This window comes from Kribbella sp. CCNWLW201 (assembly GCF_037203805.1).
In the GTDB taxonomy this organism is placed as follows: Bacteria; Actinomycetota; Actinomycetes; order Propionibacteriales; family Kribbellaceae; genus Kribbella.
The window spans coordinates 499718-520416 of sequence record NZ_JBBCBQ010000001.1; the positions used below are offsets into that span (position 1 = coordinate 499718).

General features: G+C 68.8%; 17 protein-coding genes. 1 reads left to right on the forward strand and 16 read right to left on the reverse strand.

Annotated features, from left to right (window positions below; translation table 11 throughout):
* Nucleotides 1-14: 14 nt before the first annotated feature.
* From V9K99_RS02210 to V9K99_RS02275, 14 genes are read right to left on the reverse strand one after another with little or no spacing between them, the layout of a single operon-like run.
* Nucleotides 15-1166 (reverse strand): glycosyltransferase, encoded by a 1152-nt coding sequence (locus tag V9K99_RS02210; protein WP_337322871.1) that lies wholly within the window; start codon nucleotides 1164-1166, stop codon nucleotides 15-17.
* Between the two features lies 1 nt (nucleotide 1167).
* Nucleotides 1168-3768, reverse strand: a complete 2601-nt coding sequence (locus V9K99_RS02215; RefSeq protein ID WP_337007495.1) for a glycosyltransferase family 4 protein — start codon at nucleotides 3766-3768, stop codon at nucleotides 1168-1170.
* The gene (locus tag V9K99_RS02220) at nucleotides 3765-5066 is read right to left on the reverse strand and encodes a nucleotide sugar dehydrogenase (protein WP_337007496.1); all 1302 of its coding nucleotides are present in this window, start codon (nucleotides 5064-5066) and stop codon (nucleotides 3765-3767) included. The genes V9K99_RS02215 and V9K99_RS02220 overlap by 4 nt, the downstream gene beginning before the upstream one ends.
* Before the next feature lie 25 nt (nucleotides 5067-5091).
* Nucleotides 5092-6279: an acyltransferase family protein gene (locus tag V9K99_RS02225; protein ID WP_337007497.1), complete on the reverse strand. Its 1188-nt coding sequence runs from the start codon at nucleotides 6277-6279 to the stop codon at nucleotides 5092-5094.
* Between the two features lie 4 nt (nucleotides 6280-6283).
* Nucleotides 6284-7336: a non-hydrolyzing UDP-N-acetylglucosamine 2-epimerase gene (gene wecB, locus V9K99_RS02230; RefSeq protein ID WP_337007498.1), complete on the reverse strand. Its 1053-nt coding sequence runs from the start codon at nucleotides 7334-7336 to the stop codon at nucleotides 6284-6286.
* Nucleotides 7333-8343 carry a Gfo/Idh/MocA family protein gene (locus V9K99_RS02235; RefSeq protein ID WP_337007499.1) on the reverse strand — a complete coding sequence of 337 codons (1011 nt, stop codon included), beginning with the start codon at nucleotides 8341-8343 and terminating at the stop codon, nucleotides 7333-7335. The genes wecB and V9K99_RS02235 overlap by 4 nt, the downstream gene beginning before the upstream one ends.
* A gap of 1 nt (nucleotide 8344) precedes the next feature.
* Entirely contained in the window at nucleotides 8345-9436 is a 1092-nt protein-coding gene (locus tag V9K99_RS02240; RefSeq protein WP_337007708.1) for a DegT/DnrJ/EryC1/StrS family aminotransferase, read from the reverse strand.
* On the reverse strand, nucleotides 9433-10044 hold the full coding sequence (locus V9K99_RS02245) for an acyltransferase (protein WP_442914752.1): 612 nt from the start codon (nucleotides 10042-10044) through the stop codon (nucleotides 9433-9435). The genes V9K99_RS02240 and V9K99_RS02245 overlap by 4 nt, the downstream gene beginning before the upstream one ends.
* Nucleotides 10041-11228: a hypothetical protein gene (locus tag V9K99_RS02250; protein ID WP_337007500.1), complete on the reverse strand. Its 1188-nt coding sequence runs from the start codon at nucleotides 11226-11228 to the stop codon at nucleotides 10041-10043. The genes V9K99_RS02245 and V9K99_RS02250 overlap by 4 nt, the downstream gene beginning before the upstream one ends.
* Before the next feature lie 4 nt (nucleotides 11229-11232).
* Complete coding sequence (locus V9K99_RS02255; protein WP_337007501.1) at nucleotides 11233-12006, reverse strand: hypothetical protein; 774 nt, start codon at nucleotides 12004-12006, stop codon at nucleotides 11233-11235.
* Nucleotides 12003-13325 carry a glycosyltransferase gene (locus V9K99_RS02260; protein ID WP_337007502.1) on the reverse strand — a complete coding sequence of 441 codons (1323 nt, stop codon included), beginning with the start codon at nucleotides 13323-13325 and terminating at the stop codon, nucleotides 12003-12005. The genes V9K99_RS02255 and V9K99_RS02260 overlap by 4 nt, the downstream gene beginning before the upstream one ends.
* Complete coding sequence (locus V9K99_RS02265) at nucleotides 13322-14416, reverse strand: glycosyltransferase family 4 protein (protein ID WP_337007503.1); 1095 nt, start codon at nucleotides 14414-14416, stop codon at nucleotides 13322-13324. Before V9K99_RS02265 ends, V9K99_RS02260 begins: the two co-directional genes overlap by 4 nt.
* Nucleotides 14417-14419: 3 nt before the next feature.
* Nucleotides 14420-15238, reverse strand: coding sequence for an ABC transporter ATP-binding protein (locus V9K99_RS02270; protein WP_337007504.1), 819 nt, complete (start codon nucleotides 15236-15238; stop codon nucleotides 14420-14422).
* On the reverse strand, nucleotides 15225-16091 hold the full coding sequence (locus tag V9K99_RS02275) for an ABC transporter permease (protein WP_337007505.1): 867 nt from the start codon (nucleotides 16089-16091) through the stop codon (nucleotides 15225-15227). The genes V9K99_RS02270 and V9K99_RS02275 overlap by 14 nt, the downstream gene beginning before the upstream one ends.
* A 1130-nt stretch (nucleotides 16092-17221) precedes the next feature.
* Between V9K99_RS02275 and V9K99_RS02280 the strand changes: the two genes are divergently transcribed.
* Entirely contained in the window at nucleotides 17222-18211 is a 990-nt protein-coding gene (locus V9K99_RS02280) for a helix-turn-helix domain-containing protein (protein WP_337007506.1), read from the forward strand.
* Nucleotides 18212-18270: 59 nt separating this feature from the next.
* Here V9K99_RS02280 and V9K99_RS02285 read toward each other — a convergent pair whose 3' ends face one another.
* Together V9K99_RS02285 and V9K99_RS02290 are read right to left on the reverse strand one after the other, a co-directional pair.
* Nucleotides 18271-19377 (reverse strand): aspartate-semialdehyde dehydrogenase, encoded by a 1107-nt coding sequence (locus V9K99_RS02285; RefSeq protein ID WP_337007507.1) that lies wholly within the window; start codon nucleotides 19375-19377, stop codon nucleotides 18271-18273.
* Nucleotides 19374-20642: an aspartate kinase gene (locus V9K99_RS02290; protein ID WP_337007508.1), complete on the reverse strand. Its 1269-nt coding sequence runs from the start codon at nucleotides 20640-20642 to the stop codon at nucleotides 19374-19376. Before V9K99_RS02290 ends, V9K99_RS02285 begins: the two co-directional genes overlap by 4 nt.
* Between the last annotated feature and the right edge of the window lie 57 nt (nucleotides 20643-20699).

Genomic DNA, 20699 nt, shown 5'->3' on the forward strand with positions numbered 1-20699 from the left:
GGACGTTGCGGGGTTCAGAGGGATGCGTACGCGGCGACCAGGGTGGCTGCGTCGGATTCCCAGTTGAGGTCTTTGGCGGCTGCGCGGACGCCGTCGGCGTAGGTGCCGTAGTTCTCGATCAGCTCGCGTACGGCGGCTGCCAGCGAGGCGGAATCACCTGGTGTGTAAAGGGTTCCGAGCTTGTACTGCGTGACGACTGCCCGCATCTCGGGGAGATCGGCGGCCACCACGGGGACGCCGGCGCGGACGGCGTGGAAGAGTTTGTTGGGGAGCGCCAACCGGTGGTTCTCGCAGGTGTTCGTCAACGTGACCAGCGAGATGCCGTACGAGCGCAGGGTGTCGTCGACATCGTCGATGGAGCGTTCGGCGACGGTCTCCACCGGCCCGAGATCCAAGCGATAGTTGGGATCCACCGACCCCATCAGCACCGTCCGGAACGGCGCCAACTCACGCGCCGCGGCCACCACCGTCGGCAGATCACGGCCCGCTCCGACGCGACCGGCGTACAACAGACCCTCCGGCCGATCCAACGCCTCGGGTACGTCGTCCGCCTGCGGGAACGTGTTGCGTACGACGCGAACGTCAGCCAACCCACGTTCGCGCAACCGGCGCGCGATGCCGTCCGACACCGTGATGACGAAGCGCGCCTTACCAGCCAGCGAAACCTCGGACCGCCGCCCACGAGCCCGCCACAACGGCGTCGGCCGACCAGGCAACGCACGGTCGAACCACAGCTCATGGGTGTCGTAGACCAGCGCCGCCGACCACTCTGAAGCGTAAGTAGCGGCGAGCTCGAGGGTGTTGAAGTCGTGCGCGTGGACGACGTCGAACGGTCCTGCGGCGGCCACTCGAGGGGCCGCCGCGATCCGCCACTGCTTCTCGGTCCGGTTGCGGTGCTCCGGCAGCAGCAGCCACCGGCCGAACCGCTGGACCAGCACCTTCGGCCCGTTCCGGCCGTGACCGACCGCGGGACCACCGTTGTTGCCCCGCAGTCCGGCCGAGCGGGAGACAGACTCGACCGTGACGCCCGGACCGACCTCGAAGCCTTCCGGAACGTCCCGGCCGATCACATGAACCACGTGACCGGCCGCGACCAGAGCCGTCGCCTCCCGCAGGATCCGCGAGTCCCCGGCGATCGGGGACTGCGCGATCATCAGAACCCGCATGTCACCTTCCGCCAAGGAAGGGCAACAGCACCTCGACCGACTTGCGCCCGTCGTGCAGCTCGCGGACGTACTCCGGACCCGCGTCGGCGATCTTGCGGGCCGAGTCGCGTTCGGCGACCAGCCGCTCGATCACCTCGGACAGGTCGTCCGGGGTCGCCTCCGCGATCGGCAGGTTGGTCGGCAGCAGGTCGCGGACCGGGTCCGCGATGTGCCCGACGGTGACCCGCCCGGCCGCCATCGCCTCGCAGGCGAAGACGCCGTACGAGCCGAGCAGCAGCTGGTCGACCACGATGTCGGCGTTCCGCACCATCTCGGCGAGCTCGGAGTGCGGGACACCCTGGACCCGCTGGTACTTGATCAGGCCCCGCGCATCCAGGTCCGTGAGCACCGGGTCGACGTACACGGACCCCTTCAACGCGCTGGCCGACGGCGCGTGCAGCACCACCGGCACCTCCCGCTCCAGCACCGGTGCGGTCGAGTTGAACTCCCCGGTGTCGACCGTCAGCGGCAACCAGATGCCGTTGTCGACGAACTCCAGCAGGTCCGGCGTGGTGACGAAGATCGTCCCCTCGTAGTCCTCCAGGTGCGTCCGCATCAGATCGTTCGCGGCCTGCAGGCGGGAGGTCAGCTCGTCGTCGGCGTTCCGGAACGGCGACCACTGGTACCGCGCCCGGTGCTGTGCCGGGTCGCGGATCTCCGAGCCGTGGAAGACCAGGCCGTGCTTGATCCCCGCCTGGTCCAGCATCGGTACGTCGGTGGTCCACATCTGCCCGCGCTGCTGCCCGAACATCGGCCGGCCGGCCTCGAACAGCACGTGGGTGACCTCGCGCAACGCGTACGCCGTCAGCTCCAGCTGCCAGCGCAGGTCGGACCGGTACTGGCGGTACGTGCCGGTGCGGTGCACCCGGAAGTCGAACGCGCCACTGCCCGTGGTCAGCGACTCGGCCTTGATCGCAGGCACCTCACGCTCGAGTGCGGTCGCCCACAGCCAGGCCTGCCCGGCACTGTTGACCGGACCGAGCAGCAACCGGCGCTGCTCCTTGACCACCCGGCCACCGGGCTGGACGATCTCCAGCTGACGGCCGACCAGCTCGCCGTACAGACCGCGCAGCTTGTCCGCCTGCCCGGACCAGGAGACCTCCTGCTGGTAACCAGGGTCAGCCACGCGCTCGCGATAGGTGTCCAGGTCACCGAGGACCGTGCGCACCTTCGACGCCAGGTCGTGCGCGTCGGCCGCGACGAAGACCTCGCCGATCCGGATCCGGTCGACGAACTCCTTCATGCTCGGCATGTCGCTGACCACCACCGGCAGACCGGCGAATGCGTACTCGAACAGCTTGTTCGGCAGCGACATCTCGTGGCTCGGGTAGCGCAGGATCGGGATCAGCCCGACATCCGCCGTACGCAGGAACGCGACCACCTCGTCCGGCTGCACCGGGTCGAGGCAGTGCAACCGGTCCTGCACCTCGAGCGCCGAAGCCTGAGCCTGCAACTCCCGTACGGCGTCGGTCCCGACACCCGGGACACACACGACGGCCAGGTGCGCGTCCGGCAGATCCACCAGCGCCTGGACGGCGGTGTGGATACCCCGGGCCCGGGTGACGCCACCGCTGTAGACCAGCAGCGGCACCTCGGCACGCAGGCCGATCCGGCTGCGGATGTCGGACACCTCGACCGACACGTCCGCCGGGTTCGGCGTGTTCATGATCACCGTGGGCTCGTGGTCGAGCTTATGCTCCTGCTGCAGCCGCTGCGCGATCGCCGGGCTGACCGTGATCACGTGGTCCGCCTGGCCGATGTACTCGGCCTCGTGGTTGGCCCAGGCGGCGATCGACCGACGGGTGCGAGCGCCGTACCGGGACAGCCCGGCGACGTACTCGTGCGCGTCGTAGACGACCTTGAGGTGCTTGCCGCGCAGCTTGGCCCGGCCGGCGGCGCGGGTGGCGACACCGATCACGTGCATGTCGTGCGCGTGCACCACGTCGGGCTCGAGTCGATCGATCAAGTCACCGAAGGCGATCTCGAGGTCGAGCGCCTCCGGGTGCAGCTTGCGCCACGGCGCCGGCCAGGGCAGCCGGTGGATCACCCCGTCGTACGCGCGCCAGCCGAACTTGAACGGGGCGTCGGCCTTGTTGCCGACACCCTTGCGTACCCAGGTCGCCTTCTTCGCGGCCTGCCAGCGGGACTTGCGCAGCAACCGGGTGGCCACGCCGGCCTTGAACTTGAGCGGATTGCCCTGGCCCGCCTTCGCCGCCGCGATGGCATGGCCGGAGTCGGCCTTCAGTTCCTTCAGCTCAGCCTGGATCCGCTGGCTGCGAGCGACGTACGTCGACCGGTGGCGATACCCCACCAAGGGCGGCCGCCAGTCCCGGCGGGCCTTGCGGCTCCGCTTCCGTTCCTCCCGCAGGCTGAACGGAACCGCCACCCGGACGATCAGCGCGCCGTCGAGCATCTCCCTCGACGGCAGACCGCTGGCCGAGACACCGAGCACAGTCACTTCTGCTCCGGTCTCGGCCAGTGCTGCGGCCTCCTTGCGGACCCGACTGTCGTTGGTGACGTCGTTTGCGACCATCATCACGACCCGCAGGTCGGCAGTTGTCACTGGCGAACCGACCTTCCGATCACAATCCGCCGCACGCCCGCCCAACGAGCCGGGTCGGTACGGTCACGACCGTCCACGAGCACCTTCACACCCGGCAGGTCGGCCGGGGACAGCTGCCCGTACTCGGCGTGGTCCGCCTGCAGCACAGCCGCGTCCACCGGCGCACCCAGCGCGTACGGCGTGAAGCCGAGCTGCTGGAGCTCCTCGTCGGTGTACAGCGGGTCGTGCACGGATACCTCCGCACCACGGGCCTTCAGCGCCTCCACGGCCGGGAAGACACCGGAGAAAGCAGTCTCCTTGACACCACCACGGTACGCCGCGCCGAGCACGACCACCTTGGCTCCGGCCAGGTCGCCGTACGCGCCCTCGAGCAGGCCGACGGTGTAGTCGGGCATGCCGAGGTTCGCCTCGCGGGCGGCCCGGACAACGGTTGCCTCCGGATCGGTCCACAGGTACAGCCGCGGGTAGACCGGGATGCAGTGCCCGCCGACCGCGATACCGGGCCGGTGGATGTGGCTGTAGGGCTGCGAGTTCGACGCCTCGATCACCTGGTGTACGTCGATCCCGTGCTCACCGGCGAACCGGGCGAACTGGTTCGCCAGGCCGATGTTGACGTCGCGGTAGGTGGTCTCGGCCAGCTTCGCGAGCTCGGCCGCTTCCGCCGTACCCAGGTCCCAGACGCCGTTGCCACGCTCCAGGTCCGGACGGTCGTCGAAGTCCAGCACGGCCTCGTAGAACGCGGTGGCGCGCTTGGCACCCTCCTCGGACAGGCCGCCGACCAGCTTCGGGTACTTGCGCAGGTCCGCGAAGACGCGGCCGGTGAGCACCCGCTCCGGCGAGAACACCAGGTGGAAGTCCTCGCCCTCCTTCAGGCCGGAGACCTCTTCCAGCAGCGGCTTCCACCGGTTCCGGGTGGTGCCGACCGGCAGGGTGGTCTCGTAGCTGACCAGGGTGCCCGGGCTCAGGTGCTCGGCCAGCGAGCGGGTCGCGCTCTCCATCCAGCCGAACTCCGGCTCACCGGTCTTCTCGTCGACGAACAGCGGCACGACCAGCACGACCGCGTCACTGCCGGGGATGGCGTCCGCGTAGTCGGTGGTCGCCCGCAGGCGGCCGTCGGCCACGGTCTCGGCGAGCAGCTCGGCCAGGTGCGCCTCACCCGGGAACGGCTCCTGGCCGGCGTTCACCTGCTCGACCGTCTTCGGGTTGATGTCGACGCCGACGACCTGATGACCCTTGGCGGCGAACTGGACCGCCAACGGCAGTCCGATCTTGCCTAAGGCAACAACACTGACACGCACAGGAACTCCACTAGGTAGTGATTCTTCATCGGGGGCCTCGCAGCTTCCGTTCGAGTGGGTGCTCGACGAACTTGTACAACAGCCACGAAACGAGGATCGAGATGGCGCCGACACCGGCGTACCAGGTCAGGTTGGACCAGCCGATCGGCCCGGCCACACCGTGGTACTCCTTGATCGCGTACAGGATGGTGGCGTGCGTCAGGTAGAAGGCGTACGACCACTGGCCGAGCGCGACCAGCGGCTTGCTGCGCAGCCAGGACCGGCCGCCCCGGATGTCCCGGGACGCGACGGCGAAGATCAGGAAGCCGTACAGCAGCGTGAGGACTTCCTTCTGGCACAGGCCCATGGTGATCGCGAACGGCACCTTGGCCGGGTGCAGACCGGAGTAGTACAGGGTGTACAGCCCGACCGAGGTGACCAGGAACGCGAACCAGACCGGGATCCGCGGCTTCCAGCCGGACCGCAGCGCGATCGCCAGGCCGATGCCGAACAGGAACGCCACCGAGTGCAGGATCGGCTGCGGCAGCACCGGTACGACGTCCGGCCAGTGGAACAGGGCCAGTCGATAGGCCCCGCCCGCGACCAGCACCGCGACACACAGGATCAGGCCGCCGGCCGCCTTCAGCCTCTGCGTGGCCCGCCAGACGAACGGGAAGTACGCGTAGAAGAACGCCTCCACCGACAGCGTCCAGCCCGCCGGGTTGCCGCCGTACAGCGTGGTCGGGTTGTTCGACCAGCCCTGCAGCAGCAGGCCCGACAGCACCAGCACGGTCACCGAGACCGGCTTGATCCACGCCATCCCGGCCGGCGGCTCGAACCGGTAGAAGACGAAGATCGCCGCGATCAGGGTGAGGAAGTACAGCGGAAAGATCCGGGCGAACCGGCGCCGGTAGAAGGTGCGGATCTTCGTCCCCGGCTGGGCCGACCAGGTCAGCACGAAACCGGACAGCACGAAGAAGAACGTCACCCCGGACGTGCCGTACTTCAGGAACTTGTAGATCGGCAGCGGCGCCAGGTTGGTCATGTGGTGGGCGAAAACGAAGAACGCCGCCCACCAACGCAGACCGGTGAGCGACTCCACCCGCGGCAGTCTCTTCCGCGGGGCCGCGGTACTTTCCGCGGCGGCCACCGCCGACCCAGCGGCGGCGGCCGCCGTCCCAGGGGCTTCCTGGAGCGGCGGCTGCGTCTGGTCTTCTTCGGCGGCCTTTGTCATGTAGTTACTCCGCGAGAGCGGCGACGACGCGGCCGGCGGCCTGGCCGTCTCCGTAGGGCATGGGGCGGTCGGCTGCCGGTACCGGCCGGGCGGCCAGCTCGGGCAGCTTGCTCACGTCGGACGTGAGGACGTTCCAGCCGTCCTCGAGGGTCTCGACCCATTCGGTCTCGGTGCGCAGCGTGGTGCAGACCCGGCCGAGCAGGAACGCTTCCTTCTGCAGGCCGCCGGAGTCGGTGACCACACCGGCCGAGCCGAGCACGGCAGCGACCATCTCCGGGTAGGCCAGCGGCTCCCGGACGTGCAGCGAACCGTCCGGACGCTCCAGCTTGATCCCGTGCTCAGCGCACTTGGCGACCAGCCGCGGGTGGGCCAGCAGCAGCACCGGCGAACCGGCCGCTGCGAGCCCCTCGACGATCGCGGCCAGCCGCTCCGGGTCGTCGGTGTTCTCGGCCCGGTGGATGGTCGAGACGACGTACTCGCCACGCTTGAACGGCACGTCCAGCGGCTTGTCCTTGACCGCGTCGCGAACCCGGAAGCACACGTCCGTCATCACGTCGCCGACCAGTCGCGCCCGGTCCGTCAGGCCCTCGTTGGCCAGGTGGTCCATCGCCACCTGGGTCGGGGCCAGCAGGATGTCGGCCGCGTGGTCGGTCAGGACCCGGTTGTGCTCCTCCGGCATCCGCCGGTTGAACGACCGCAGCCCGGCCTCCAGGTGCGCCACCGGCAGGTGCATCTTCACCGCCGACAGCGTCCCGGCCAGCGTCGAGTTGGTGTCGCCGTACACGAGCACCCAGTCGGGCTGGTGCTCATCCAGTACGGCGTCCATCGCGGACAGCATCGATCCGGTCTGGACCCCGTGGCTGCCGGACCCGACACCCAGGTGGACATCCGGGTCCGGGATCCGCAGGTCGGCGAAGAACACGTCGGACATGTTCTTGTCGTAGTGCTGGCCGGTGTGCACGATCACGTGCTGGTGCTCGGTGGCGGCGAACGCCTCCGCCACCGGTGCCAGCTTGACGAACTGCGGTCGTGCCCCGACGACGCTCAGGACCTTCATGACGCGGCGGGCTCCCCTTGGGCGACCTTGATGGTGCGATCTTCGGCCGCCGACTGGATGACGGCCTCGGCCACCGCGACGGTGGCCAGACCCTGCTGCAGCGTGACGATGTCGGCTTCCTTGCCCAGCACGGCGTCCCGGAAGGCCTCGTGCTCGGTGCGCAGCGGCTCCGGCTTGCTGATCGCGTAGCGGATCATGTCGCCCTCGCTGACACCGCGGAAGTGCGCGACGTCGTCCCACGCGGTGGCCACCGTGCCGTTGGCGTGGAAGGACAGGTCGGCCAGCAGCGTGTCGGCGATGAAGGCGCCCTTCTCACCGGTGACGACGGTGAGCCGCTCCTTCATCGGGGACAGCCAGTTGACCAGGTGGCTGGTCACGGTGCCGTCGGCCAGCCGGCCGGTCACCGCGATCAGGTCCTCGAACTGGCGGCCGCTCTTGTGCGCGCTCTGCGCGGACACCGAGACGAACGGCGACTGGGTCACCCAGGCGGTCAGGTCGATGTCGTGGGTGGCCAGGTCGAGCACCACGCCGACGTCGGCGATCCGGGCCGGGAACGGGCCCTGGCGGCGGGTGGTGATCTGGTAGATGTCACCCAACTCGCCAGCCTCCAAGCGGACCCGGAGCGCCTGCAGCGCCGGGTTGTACCGCTCGATGTGACCGACCGCGCCGACCAGACCGGCCGCCTCGAACGCCTTGGCGATCTCGGTCGCCTCGGCCGAGGACCCGGCCAGCGGCTTCTCGATCATCGCGTGCACGCCGGCCTCGGCCAGCGCCTTCGCGATCTCGGCGTGGTACTGGGTCGGGACCGCGACCATGCAGTAGTCGATGCCCTCGGCGATCAACTGCTCGATGTTCTCGTGCACCGGGCGACCGGCGGCGACACCGAACTTGTCACCACCCGGGTCGGCGACGGCGACCAGGTCGACGCCCTCGAGGGAGGCGAGCACGCGGGCGTGGTGCCGCCCCATCATGCCCAGGCCGATCAGTCCGGCTTTCAGGTTCGCCATCTCACGCACCAGCCTTCGCCACGGTGTTCACCGCGGCCACGATCCGGTTCAGGTCTTCCTCGGACAGCGAGGGGTGGACCGGCAGCGAGAGCACCTCGGCCGCGGCCTTCTCGGTCTCCGGCAGGTCCAGCTCGCGCTGGAACGACGGGAGCCGGTGGTTCGGGATCGGGTAGTAGACACCGCAGCCGACGCCGTACTCGTTGCGCAGCGCGTTGGCGAAACCGTCGCGGTCCTCGGTCACCCGGATCGTGTACTGGTGGTACACGTGGGTCGCCTCGGCGGCCACCGCCGGCACCGCGACACCCTGCAGGTTCGCGTCCAGGAAGGCCGCGTTCTCCTGCCGCTGCTTGGTCCAGCCGGCCAGCTTGCCCAGCTGCACCCGGCCGATCGCGGCGTGCAGGTCGGTCATCCGGTTGTTCAGGCCGACCAGCTCGTTCTCGTACTGCTTGAGCATGCCCTGGTTGCGCAGCAGCCGCATCCGGCGCTCGACGTCGGCGTTCGCGACCGAGTTCATGCCGCCCTCACCGGAGGTCATGTTCTTGGTCGGGTAGAGGCTGAACATGGCGAACTCGCCGAAGGTGCCGACCGGAGCGCCGTTCCAGGTCGCGCCGTGCGCCTGCGCGGCGTCCTCGTAGATCTGGATGCCGTGCTTGTCGGCGATCGCCTGCAGCGCGGTCATGTTGGCCGGGTGACCGAACAGGTGCACCGGCATGACGGCCTTGGTCTTCTCGGTGATCGCGGCCTCGACCGCGGCCGGGTCCAGGCAGAAGTACGTCGGCTCGATGTCGGCGAACACCGGGGTGGCGCCGGTCAGCGCGACGCTGTTCGCGGTCGCGGCGAAGGTGAAGGACGGCACGATGACCTCGTCACCCGGGCCGACGCCCGCGGCCAGCAGGCCGAGGTGGAGACCCGACGTGCCCGAGTTCGTCGCGACGCACGCCCGGCCGGAGACCAGCGCTGCGCCGAACTCCTGCTCGAACGCCGCCACCTCGGGGCCCTGCGCCAGCATCCCGGACTGCATGACCCGGTCGACGGCCTCGCGCTCCTCCTTCCCGATGATCGGCTTCGCGGCCGGAATCGGCTGCACCATCAGTTCTCCTCCATGTCTTCACCGGCCGGCCGCAGCCGTCCGTCGGTTTCGATGTACGTCTCGCCCGTGTTCGGGCACTTCCACTCGCCGTTCCCGACGTCGAGCAGCGGTACGCCGGCCTTGCCGACCCACTTGATCCGGCGGGCCGGAACACCGGCGACCAGCGCGAAGTCTGGCACGTCCTTGGTCACCACCGCACCCGCGGCGACGGTGGCCCAGCGGCCGATGGTGACCGGCGCCACGCAGACCGAGCGCGCACCGATCGAGCAGCCCTGCTTCATGGTCACCCCGACCGGCTCCCAGTCGTGCCCGCTCTTCGGCGAACCGTCCGGGTTGACCGCGCGCGGGAAGTAGTCGTTGGTGAGCACCACGGCCGGGCCGATGAACACGCCGTCCTCGAGCGAGGCCGGCTCGTAGACCAGCGCGTAGTTCTGGATCTTGCAGTTGTCGCCCATCCGGACCCCGGTCCCGACATAGGCTCCGCGACCGACGATGCAGTTCTCCCCCAGGACCGCGTTCTCGCGGATCTGGGCCAGGTGCCAGACCGACGAACCGTCGCCGATCTGGGCGCTGTCGTCGACGTCAGCGGATGCTGCGATGCGGGACGTCACAAGGTCTCCTTCGAAGTGAGCCAGCTGGTGAGTGCAACGGCTGAGCGGCTTCCGTCGTGCAGCTCCGCCACGTAGCCGGGGCCGGCGGCCGCCCGCTCGGCGGCGGCGTCACGATCGGCGATCAGGCCGGTGACGACATCACCCAGGGTGTCGGGGTCTGCCTCCACGATCGGCACCTCTCGCCCAGTCAGAGTACGCACCCGTTGGCGCACCGCGTCACCGACGTATGAGACGACGATCCGCCCGGCTGCCAGTGCCTCGGCCGCCGCCACGCCGTACAGGCCGATTCTGAGCTGATCTACAACGATGTCGGCGTCGCCGATGACCCCTGGCATCCCGCTGTGCGGTACGCCGGTGATGCGCCGGTACTCGATGACGCCACGGTCGTGCAGCTCGGTCAGAACGGCGTCGATCCGGTCGGTGCCCTTGAGCTGCGCGTTCGACGGAACGTGTACGACGACCGGACGCTCACCCGTGAACAACGGACGCGCCGCCTGCCGCCACGGAGCCGGGTCGATCGCCACCGGCAACCACTGTGCGTCAGGTACGTCGTCCAGCAGATCGACCGTGGACACGAACACCGGCAGGCCGAGGCCCTCGACCAGGTCGGCGTGCCGCCGAGCCTGCTTCTCGAGACGTTCAGTCAGGTCGTCACCCGGAGTGAACGGCGACCAGCGCTCGCGCTTCGCATGGCGACTGGGCAGCCGGATGTCGGAGCCGTGGAACAGCAGTCCGACGTTGACGCCGGCCGCACGCATCGCGGCGATGTCGGCGGACGCGTCCGGGAAGCCGCGCGCACCGAAGATCGGGCGCAGCGACTCCACCAGGACGTGGGTGTAGGAACCGACGACGTGCTGCTCCTGCGCGCGCTGCCAGCGGGGCTGGCCGAACCACGCGAGCGGGACGCCGTAGTCGGTCTTGAACTGGAACTGCCCCTTGCGGTGCAAGGAGAACGAGACGGCGCTGACCCCGGGCACGGTCCGGGCGGCCTGCGCCCAGGCGTAGCCCTGACCGGCGGAGTTGGTCGGTCCGACCAGCATCCGCACCGGGGTCGTCGCCACCGGCGGGAACGCCGGCAGCTGCGCGTACGAGTACCGCAAGCCACGCAGGCGCCGCCGGACCGCTCCCGCGGTCCGGGCGATCGGCGCCGGCAGGTGCTCGCGAATCGAACGCGACACCGTCATCGAATCACCCATTACCTGCCGGTGCCTTCAGCATGTCCAGCTCGCGGCGGGCGGCCGGGATACCTAGCACCACCGGGGTGCTGGCCCGACGCTGACCGAGGTTCCACCCGGCCCAGATCGCACCGGCGTCCAGCGCGACGACGACATCAGCCTTCTCGATCGTCGCCATCACATCCCGCCGGCTCAGAACCCGACCCCAGTAGGTCTTCCCCAGATCCTTGCTGGCCCGGTTCCCGCGCAGGAACTTCACCGGCGCGGAAGTCTTAATTGCCTTAGGCAACATCCGCCCAGCGATCTTCTTCCCCTTCCGAGCCCGCCACTGCACAGCCTTGACAACCCGCTTGACCCCGGTAGGCCGCGGCTTCGCCGCAGCCGCAGGTGGGGTGGTGGTGGAAGCGGCTTTCGCCTGAGCGCTTTCCTCGGCGGCAGCGGCGGAGGTGGAAGCAGCCTCATCCGCCGCATCGGCAGGAACCTCGGCCGCAGCGGGTGCTACTTCGGCTTCACCGACGACGGTTTCCGGCTCCGCGACGGCCTCAGGAGCAATCACGGCATCCGGAGCCTCGTCGGTGGGATCCGCAACCGGCTCAGGAGTCGGGGCGACCGGCATGCGGCCTGGACCGATCAGGGTGAAGCTGTGGACCTTGTCTTCGACTGGGCCGGCCGGGGCGACCCAGCCGACGACGTCCAGCGTCACGTTGGGGTCGCCCAGGTCCTCGCGGACGGTGTCGAAGTACGCCGGCGGAAGCCGGCGCGTGCTCAGCAGTACGACGTTCTTCACGCCCGAACCCCCTTCACCGCAGCAGCCAGCGCTTCGATCCGCGGATCCAGCTGCAGATCCCGCCGGTAGGACGCACCGAACTCCCGCGCCTTGGCCCGGATCCCCTCGTCAGCCGTCCGGGCCGCGTGCGCCGCCTCGATCAGCGCCGCCGAGATGGCCTCCGGCGTCACCTCCGTGACCGGGAACCACAACGGGTGCCCGCGCAGTACGTCGGACGCCGCGTTCTCCGGGTCGTGCACCGACACCACCGGCAATCCGGTCGCGAGGTACTCGAACACCTTGCCGCTGGTCACGTAGCGACCCTTGCCGAGCATCAGCAGCTGGACGTCGAACTCGTCGTACGCCTTGGCGATCTCGGCCTTGCCGACCGGGCCCTCGTAGCTGACCCCGTCGTCCTTGGCGTTGTTGATCGTCGCCAGCATGTCGGCTCGCGGCTGGGCGTAGTACCCGAGGTAGCCGTGGATCTTGGCCTTGGCGCCGGCCATCTCCTCCGACGACGAGCGGGCGATCTGCCAGCCCTCGACGAACTCGGCCAGCGGGACCTTCGGCGACACCGTGCCGACGTACCCGAACACCAGCGGGCGATCCGTCACCGGGCCGCGGTCGTTCGTGTCCGGGACCAGGTCCGGGTCGAAGCCGTTGGCGACGGTGTGCATCTTGCCGGCCTGGGCCGGGTAGAGCTTCTCGTGCCACTCCTTGATCGGGTCGTTCACGAACCACACTTCGCGGGCCGACTCGACCAGCTTCTTCTCCCACTTGGCCGCCCGGCTGTTCGGCTCGTGCAGCCGGTCACCGGTGAAGACGTCCAGCAGCCACGCGTCGCGGTAGTCCATCACGTACGGCACGCTGTGCTTCTTGTGCAGGTGGTACGCCGCGGTGAACGCGACGTGCGGGTTCGCGGTGGCGACGGTCAGGTCGACCTTGTGCGCCTGGTGGATCCGCTCGGCGGCCTTCTCGATGATCGAGCGCCACGGCCCGTACCCGGTCTCCGGGAACGGGATCTGGTCCTGCTTGGTCCGCCACTTGCTCCACAGCTTCGGGTTCGAAGCGCGGCGCTTGGACCACTTGCGCAGGTCGGCCTCGAGAATCGGCCACTCGAACGGGACCCGGACGACCTCGACCGACGGGTCGACCCGCTCCTCCAAGGTCAGGTCGGCACCGGTGAACCGGTGGAAGGTCTCGCGTTCGGCCGTCAGCACGGTCACCTTCCAGCCGAGCGCGGCGAACCGGTTGGCCGTGGCCAGGGCCCGGTAGACACCGCCGCCTCGACAGGGCGGGAAGCCCCAGGCGACGTACAACATATGTGGGCGGTCGGTCATTCATTTCCTCTTAGCAGGTCGAGAATCGCGTCGGCCAGTTCGTCGTACGGCGTGGTCGCGGGCAGATGGTCGGCCGCCCACTGCAGCGCGTGGTCGCGCAGCTTCTCCAGCTCACCGGGATCCGCGGACCAGCGCCGCAGCGTCTCGGCCGCCTCTGTCACCGAGTCCACCAAGACTCCGCCACCGGACTCCTCGATCACCCTCGTCTGCCGGGGCAGCCGGGTCGAGAGGACGGGAAGACCGCTGGCGAGGTACTCGTAGATCTTGGACGGCATCGCCTCGACGAATGCCGGTGTCGGCTGGAGCATGGCCAGGCTGGCCCAGGCACCCTGGGTGATCCGCCAGGCGTCGGCCGGTGGCTGGCGCCCGTGCAGGCGGACCCGGCCGTCCAGGTCGGGCTGCCCGATCCGGGCCTCGAGCTGGTCCCGGTCCGAGGGTGCGACCGGGCCGACCAGGTCGAGAGACCAGTCCGTCGCCGCGGCGACGGTCTCGACCATGTCGAACAGACCACGGCTGGCCCGCAGGTCCCCGACGTACACGGCCCGCGGCGTGCCCGAAGGCGGCGTCGGGGCCAGGAACGGGACGTAGGGGAAGTTCTGCACGACCAGCCGTCGCTTCGCCTCGTGCGGGGCGAGATGCGAGTCGGCGACGACGGTCAGGTCGGCGCCAGCGGCCAGCTTGGAGCTGGCCCGGACGATCAGGCGGGCCGGCAGACCGGCCGGCCCCTTCGCCCAGGCCCGGTCGGCGAGCAGCCGGCCGTAGTCCTCGTGCACGTCGGCGACCATCTTGCGGCGGCGCAGGGTGGTGACGAGGCGGGTGACTGGGATCATGTCCGGGTCGACCGTCATCACCACCTTGGCGTTGGTCCGCCACGGCAGTACCGCGGTCCGGGCCAGCCGCTGGACCAGGTTGCCGCGCGGACCGGCGTGCACGACCGCACCGGCCGGCCCGCCGTCAGCCTCGCCCAGGCCCCAGAGCTCGACGTTGAGGCCCCGGTGCTGCAGGGCCGCGGTGATCTTGTGCAGGCGCGCATCGGCCACGTCGTGACCGGTCGTGATGATCCCCACGTCCGGCGCCGTGCTGCGTGACATTGGTCAGAGGTCCTCGAGTGAGACGGATTCCGCTTCGCCGACCTGCAGGAACTTGGTGTACGCCGCGATCACCTCGTCGGGCTGGCCCCGCATCATCAGCTTGCCCTTGTGCAACCAGATGCAGTCGTTGCACAGCTCGCGGACGCTGCTCATCGCGTGGCTGACCAGGAACATGGTCCGGCTGTTCGTGACCAGCTCCGACATCTTCGCCGCGGCCTTGGTCTTGAACGACGCGTCACCGGCCGACAGCGCCTCGTCGATCAGCAGGATGTCCGGGTCCATGTGCACGGCGACCGAGAACGCCAGCCGGCTGAACATGCCGGACGAGTACGTCCGCATCGGCATCTCCATGAAGTCACCGAGCTCGGCGAACTCGGCGATCTCCTCGTACCGCGCCTGGATCTCCTTGCGGCTCAAGCCCGCGGCCAGACCACCGAGGACGACGTTCTCCCGTCCGGACAGCGCCGCGTTGAACCCGACCCCCAGCGACAGCAGGGTGGAGACCCGGCCGTGCACCTCGATCCGGCCGGTGGTCGGCGGCAGGATGCCGGCGACCGCGCGCATCAGCGTCGACTTGCCGGCGCCGTTCGCGCCGATGATGCCGATGGTGGTGCCGTGGTCGACGTCGAAGGAGACGTTCTGGACCGCCTTGACCTCGCGGACCGCGCGCTCGCCGCGGCCGAACCGGACCAGCGCGCTCTTGAACGTCGGCACCCGCTCGAACGTGGTCCGGTAGGTGATCGACACGTCCTGGACCTTGACGGCCGGCATGCCCGACGTGCTCTTCTGCATGGCCTTCTTCTCTGCCTCAGAGACGGACAACGAACTCACGCTCCCTCGACATGAAGAACAACGAGCCGATCACGAACGCCGCGAGCGCCCAGAACCCGGCGCCGAGCCACATCTTGAGGTCCGGGATGTCGGCGCGGACCAGCAGGTCGGTCCAGCCGCCGATCAGCGAGTAGAGCGGGTTGTACTGGATGAAGCCCTTGAACTTCGCCGGCGCCTGCTCGGCGAACCAGAGCACCGGGGACAGGTACAGCCAGATCCGGACGAAGTACGGCAGGAAGCTGGTGGTGTCGCGGAAGTACACCTGCAGGGCCGCGAAGATCATCCCCATCCCGGCCGCGAAGACCGTCAGCATGATCAGGAACGCCGGCGCCAGCAGCATCTGCCACCCCAGCGGCTGACGCATCGCCAGGTGAATGGCGAGGTACACGACCAGGGTCGGCAGGAAGCGGAAGAACGCCGTCCGCACCGCGGACAGCGGCAGCAGCATCCGTGGGAACGACTGGTTCATCAGCAGCTTGCCGCCGCCGACCACGCTGGCCGCACCGGCGGTCATCGCGCCGGAGAAGTAGTAGAAGGCGAACAGGCCGCCGCACATGTGGGCGAACCGCTCCGCGGCGTCCACCTTCGAGCTACCGCCGGCGATGATGTCGACCAGCAGGTAGTACACCGCCGCCAGCAGCAGCGGGTTCAGGACCAGCCACACCTGTCCGAAGAAGGTGTTGGTGTTGGCCGCCCGGATGTTCGTCCGGGACATCTCGGCCGCGAACTCCCGGCGCTGCCACAGCGCCTTGAAGTAGGGACGCAGCGCCGGCAGGCCGACCTTGTGCGGTTCATACACGTGCACCGACGGGTTGAACTCCTCGTCGACGCTAGTCGCGTTCATTCAGGCGACGCCTCTCTTTGCCCGGTATCCGACTGGGGCTCGGCGGCTGCCGCCCGGTACGACGGCGGGCCACGCAGACCGGGAAGCAGAGTAGCGGATCGGCGTCAATACCGACGACACAGTGGTCCTCCATAGTGAGCAACGACGTACACACGGCTACCAAACGTCGCGCAAGGCCCCGAAGTGCCATTCTCGGCTCCGCCGAAGGTTCGCCCTTCGCCGATCGTTATCTGGAATATACATTTGACGGCCTTCGTCGGCCAAAACGCCTGCCACAGCACGGAAACGCGGACGGTTTCATGCTCACGTGAGCGCCGTGCGAACAACAGCGATCAAGGTCAGATCGCGGTTAATTCAGTGGTACGACGCCTGCCGCCGGGCGGAAGTTGCCGCGCGCGAGGTGACGTGTCCCACCGCGACTGTGAAGCCGGTGGGCGCTGATGCCTGGTGTGACCGGTGGGGCCCCAGGGGGTGCTTCCTGGCCGGGGCGAGCCGGGCCGGGGACATCAGGTCCCCGCACCCCATGGACAGCCTCACCATCCACGGAGCTCCGCTCAGCACCTCCCGGGGCCCAGGCCGCGTCCGGGAAAACGCAGCCCGCACCGACGATCCGGGAACCCGTCCGCCATGGGCGGAAGCGGACGTGGCACACACCGGATCGGCCGGCACGATGACCAGGGCGGCGGTCATCGCGCCAAGGCCAACAGGAGTACGAGACGGTGCCTGCATCGGACTCTCCTCCTCATCGGCCTCACGATGGAGATGCACAGTTTGTACACCCTCCGGCACAGCCGGTGATGGCACGGGAGTGCGAGGGCACCGATGCGCCGGGATCGAGACCCAACCGAAACGGGCTCCGCTGACGTAGCAGCGAACTCGGGCCAGAATTGGAACAGCAGCCCGGCGGCGCTCAGGTGGTCCGTCGCCGGGCTGCTGGACCTCAATTCTCGCTCACAACTGCGCGGAAATGGTGGCCAGATGGTGACACGGCACAAGAATGCTGACAGGACAACAAATATCGCTGGGTGCATTCACGACGACACGGACAGTGCATACTGCGCTGGAACTACCGCCCTACTCTGGAGTGGCGGTAGCAGAAAGTGACCGCGCTCGGAAGGGAGGGGCCAGTGGTGAGCACAACCGACACGGAGCGTGCCGACCACCTACGTGTGCTCGGTCTGAACGACGACGAGATCAAGGTCTACCAGCACCTGCTGCGGACCGGCCCGTCGTCGATCACCGAACTGGACGAGGCGGTCCCGGACCGGGACGAGAGTATCGACGCGACCCTCAAAGGGCTGGTGCAGGCCGGCCTGGCCCGGCGGTCCGGCTCGGACCACTCCCGGTACCTGCCGGTGCCTCCCGACGCCGGTCTGGAGGCGATGACGCTGCGCCGCGAGTCCGAGCTGAAGCAGGCCCGGATCGAGGTCCTGAACGCGTACGACGAGTTCCGCCGGACCGTGCACAACGAGTCGACCACCCACCTGATCGAGGTCGTCACCGGGAACGCGATCGTCGAGCGGATCCGCCAGATCAAGGGCGGTGCGCAGCGCGAGATCCTGGCCATCGACTCCCCGCCGTACTACATCGGCGGCCCGAACCAGGAGGAGATCGAGCACCTCAAGCGGGGTGTCTCCTACCGGGTCGTGTACTCACCGGAGTCGGTCGAGGTGCCCGGCTACCTGACCGAGAACATCCTGCCCTGTGTCGAGGCCGGTGAGCAGGCTCGGGTGCTGCCCGACGTACCGGCCAAGCTGACCATCATCGACGGCTCGATCGCGTTCGTGTCGATGTCGGTGCGCGACACCGACGTGAACCGGTCCCTGCTGATCATCCGGCCGAGCAGCCTGCTGACGGCGCTGATCGGCATGTTCGAGCTGTGCTGGCGCAACGCGCTGCCACTGCACGCCTCGGTCGGCACCGAGGACGATCGGCTCGAGCCGATCGAGCGCCGGCTGCTGGCCCTGCTCGCGACCGGTGCCGCGGACGACACCATCGCGCGCACCCTGGGGATCAGCCGCCGGACCTTCTTCCGCTACCTCGAACGCCTGATGAACCGCACCGGCGCCAGCACCCGCTTCCAGCTCGCCCTGCACGCCGCCCGGGAGAACTGGCTGTAGTTGCCAAGGACAACGAAGGGCTCCCGGCGCGTGCCGGGAGCCCTTTGTTCGTTGGGGTTTCAGGACGCAGCGGTAGTGAACTCCTTGGCCACGACCTCGGCGATCTGGGCGGTGTTCAGGGCGGCACCCTTGCGCAGGTTGTCGCCGCAGACGAACAGCTCGAGCGCGTGCGGGTCGTCCAGCGACTTGCGCACCCGGCCGACCCAGGTCGGGTCGGTGCCGACCACGTCGGCCGGGGTCGGGAACTCCCCCTCGGCCGGGTTGTCGAAGAGCAGCACGCCGGGCGCGTCCCGCAGTACCTCCCGGGCACCCTCGGCGGTGACCTCCTGGGCGAACCGGGCGTGCACCGACAGTGAGTGAGTCGTGATCACCGGCACCCGGACACAGGTCGCGGACACCTTCAGGTCGGGCAGCCCGAGGATCTTGCGCGACTCGTTGCGGACCTTCAGCTCCTCCGACGACCAGCCATCGTCCTTCAGCGAGCCGGCCCACGGGACCACGTTCATCGCCAGCGGCGCCGGGAACGGACCGAGGTCGTTACCGATCACCCGTCGTACGTCGCCCGGCGTGGTCCCCAGGTCGCGATTGCCGGCCACCTTCATCAGCTGGTCGTAGAGCGCGTCGATCCCGTCCTGGCCCGCCCCGGAGGCGGCCTGGTACGACGCCACCACCAACTGCTCCAGCTCGTAGCGGTGGTGCAGCGCGCCCATCGCGACGATCATCGACAGCGTCGTGCAGTTGGGGTTGGAGATGATCCCCTTCGGCCGGTTGCGGGCCGCCTCGGCGTTCACCTCGGGCACCACCAGCGGGACGTCCGGGTCCATCCGGAAGGCGCCCGAGTTGTCCACCACGACGGCGCCGCGGGCGGCCGCGATCGGGGCCCACTGCGCGGACACCGCGTCGGGTACGTCGAACATCGCCACGTCGATGCCGTCGAAGGCCTGCTCGCTGATCGCGACGACCTCGACCTCCTCGCCGCGGACCTTGAGCTTCTTGCCCGCGGAGCGCTCGGACGCGATCAGCCGGATCTCTCCCCAGACGTTCTCCCGGGTCGAGAGCAGGGCCAGCATCACCGTTCCGACGGCGCCGGTCGCACCGACCACCGCCAGCGATGGCAGGCCCGTCCGGTCATCGGTCTCGTTGTCCAAAGCGCTCACAGGGGTCACCGTCCAGTTCCTCCGTACACGACAGCCTGGGTGTGCTCGTCGTCCAGGTCGAATGCGGTGTGCGCCGCGGTCACGGCGACGTCCACCAGGTTCTCGTCCACGACCACCGAGATCCGGATCTCCGAGGTGGAGATCATCTCGATGTTCACGCCGGCTTCGGCGAGCGCGGAGAAGAATTTCGCGGACACGCCCGGGTGGGAGCGCATTCCGACACCGACCACCGAGACCTTACCGATCTGGTCGTCGTACAGCAGCTGCTCGTAGCCGATCTCGTCCTTCATCCGGGCCAGCGCCGACATCGCCCGGGCGCCGTCGACGCGGGGCAGCGTGAAGGAGATGTCGGTGCGGTTGGTGGCCACCGCCGACACGTTCTGCACGATCATGTCGATGTTGGTCTCGGCACCGGCGACGGTCTCGAAGATCCGGGCCGCCTCACCGGGCTTGTCGGGGACGCCGACCACGGTGATCTTGGCCTCGTTGCGGTCCTGGACCACGCCGGAGATGATCGCCTGTTCCATTTGACTCAGTTCCTTCGCATCGACGACCCAGGTGCCTTCCTTCTGCGAGAAGGAGGAGCGCACATGGACGGGGACGTTGTAGCGCCGCGCGTACTCGACGCAGCGCAGGTGCAGCACCTTGGCACCACAGGCGGCCATCTCGAGCATCTCCTCGTAGGAGATCTTCGGGATCTGCTTCGCGGCCGGCACGATCCGCGGGTCCGCGGTGAAGATGCCGTCCACGTCGGTGTAGATCTCGCAGTAGTCCGCCTCCAGCGCGGCGGCCAGCGCGACCGCGGTGGTGTCGGAGGCGCCGCGGCCCATCGTGGTGATGTCCTTGGTGTCCTGGGCGACGCCCTGGAAGCCGGCCACGATCGCGATGTGGCCCTCGCCGAGCGCCTCCTCGATCCGGCCCGGGGTGATGTCGATGATGCGCGCGTTGCCGTGCGCGGAGGTGGTGATGACACCGGCCTGCGAGCCGGTGAACGAGCGGGCCTCGTAGCCCAGGTTCGCGATCGCCATCGCCAGCAGTGCGGCCGAGATGCGCTCACCCGAGGTGAGCAGCATGTCCAGCTCGCGCGGTGGCGGCAGCGGGGAGACCTGCTGGGCCAGGTCCATCAGTTCATCGGTGGTGTCGCCCATGGCGGAGATGACCACCACCACGTCGTTCCCGGCCTTCTTCGTCGCGACGATCCGTTGGGCCACGCGCTTGATGCAATCGGCGTCAGCGACCGAAGAACCGCCGTACTTGTGCACGACGCGTCCCACAGGTGTGTCTCCTCAAACCACTGGTTGCGGTACGCCGTGCGGCGTTGCACCAGGCGT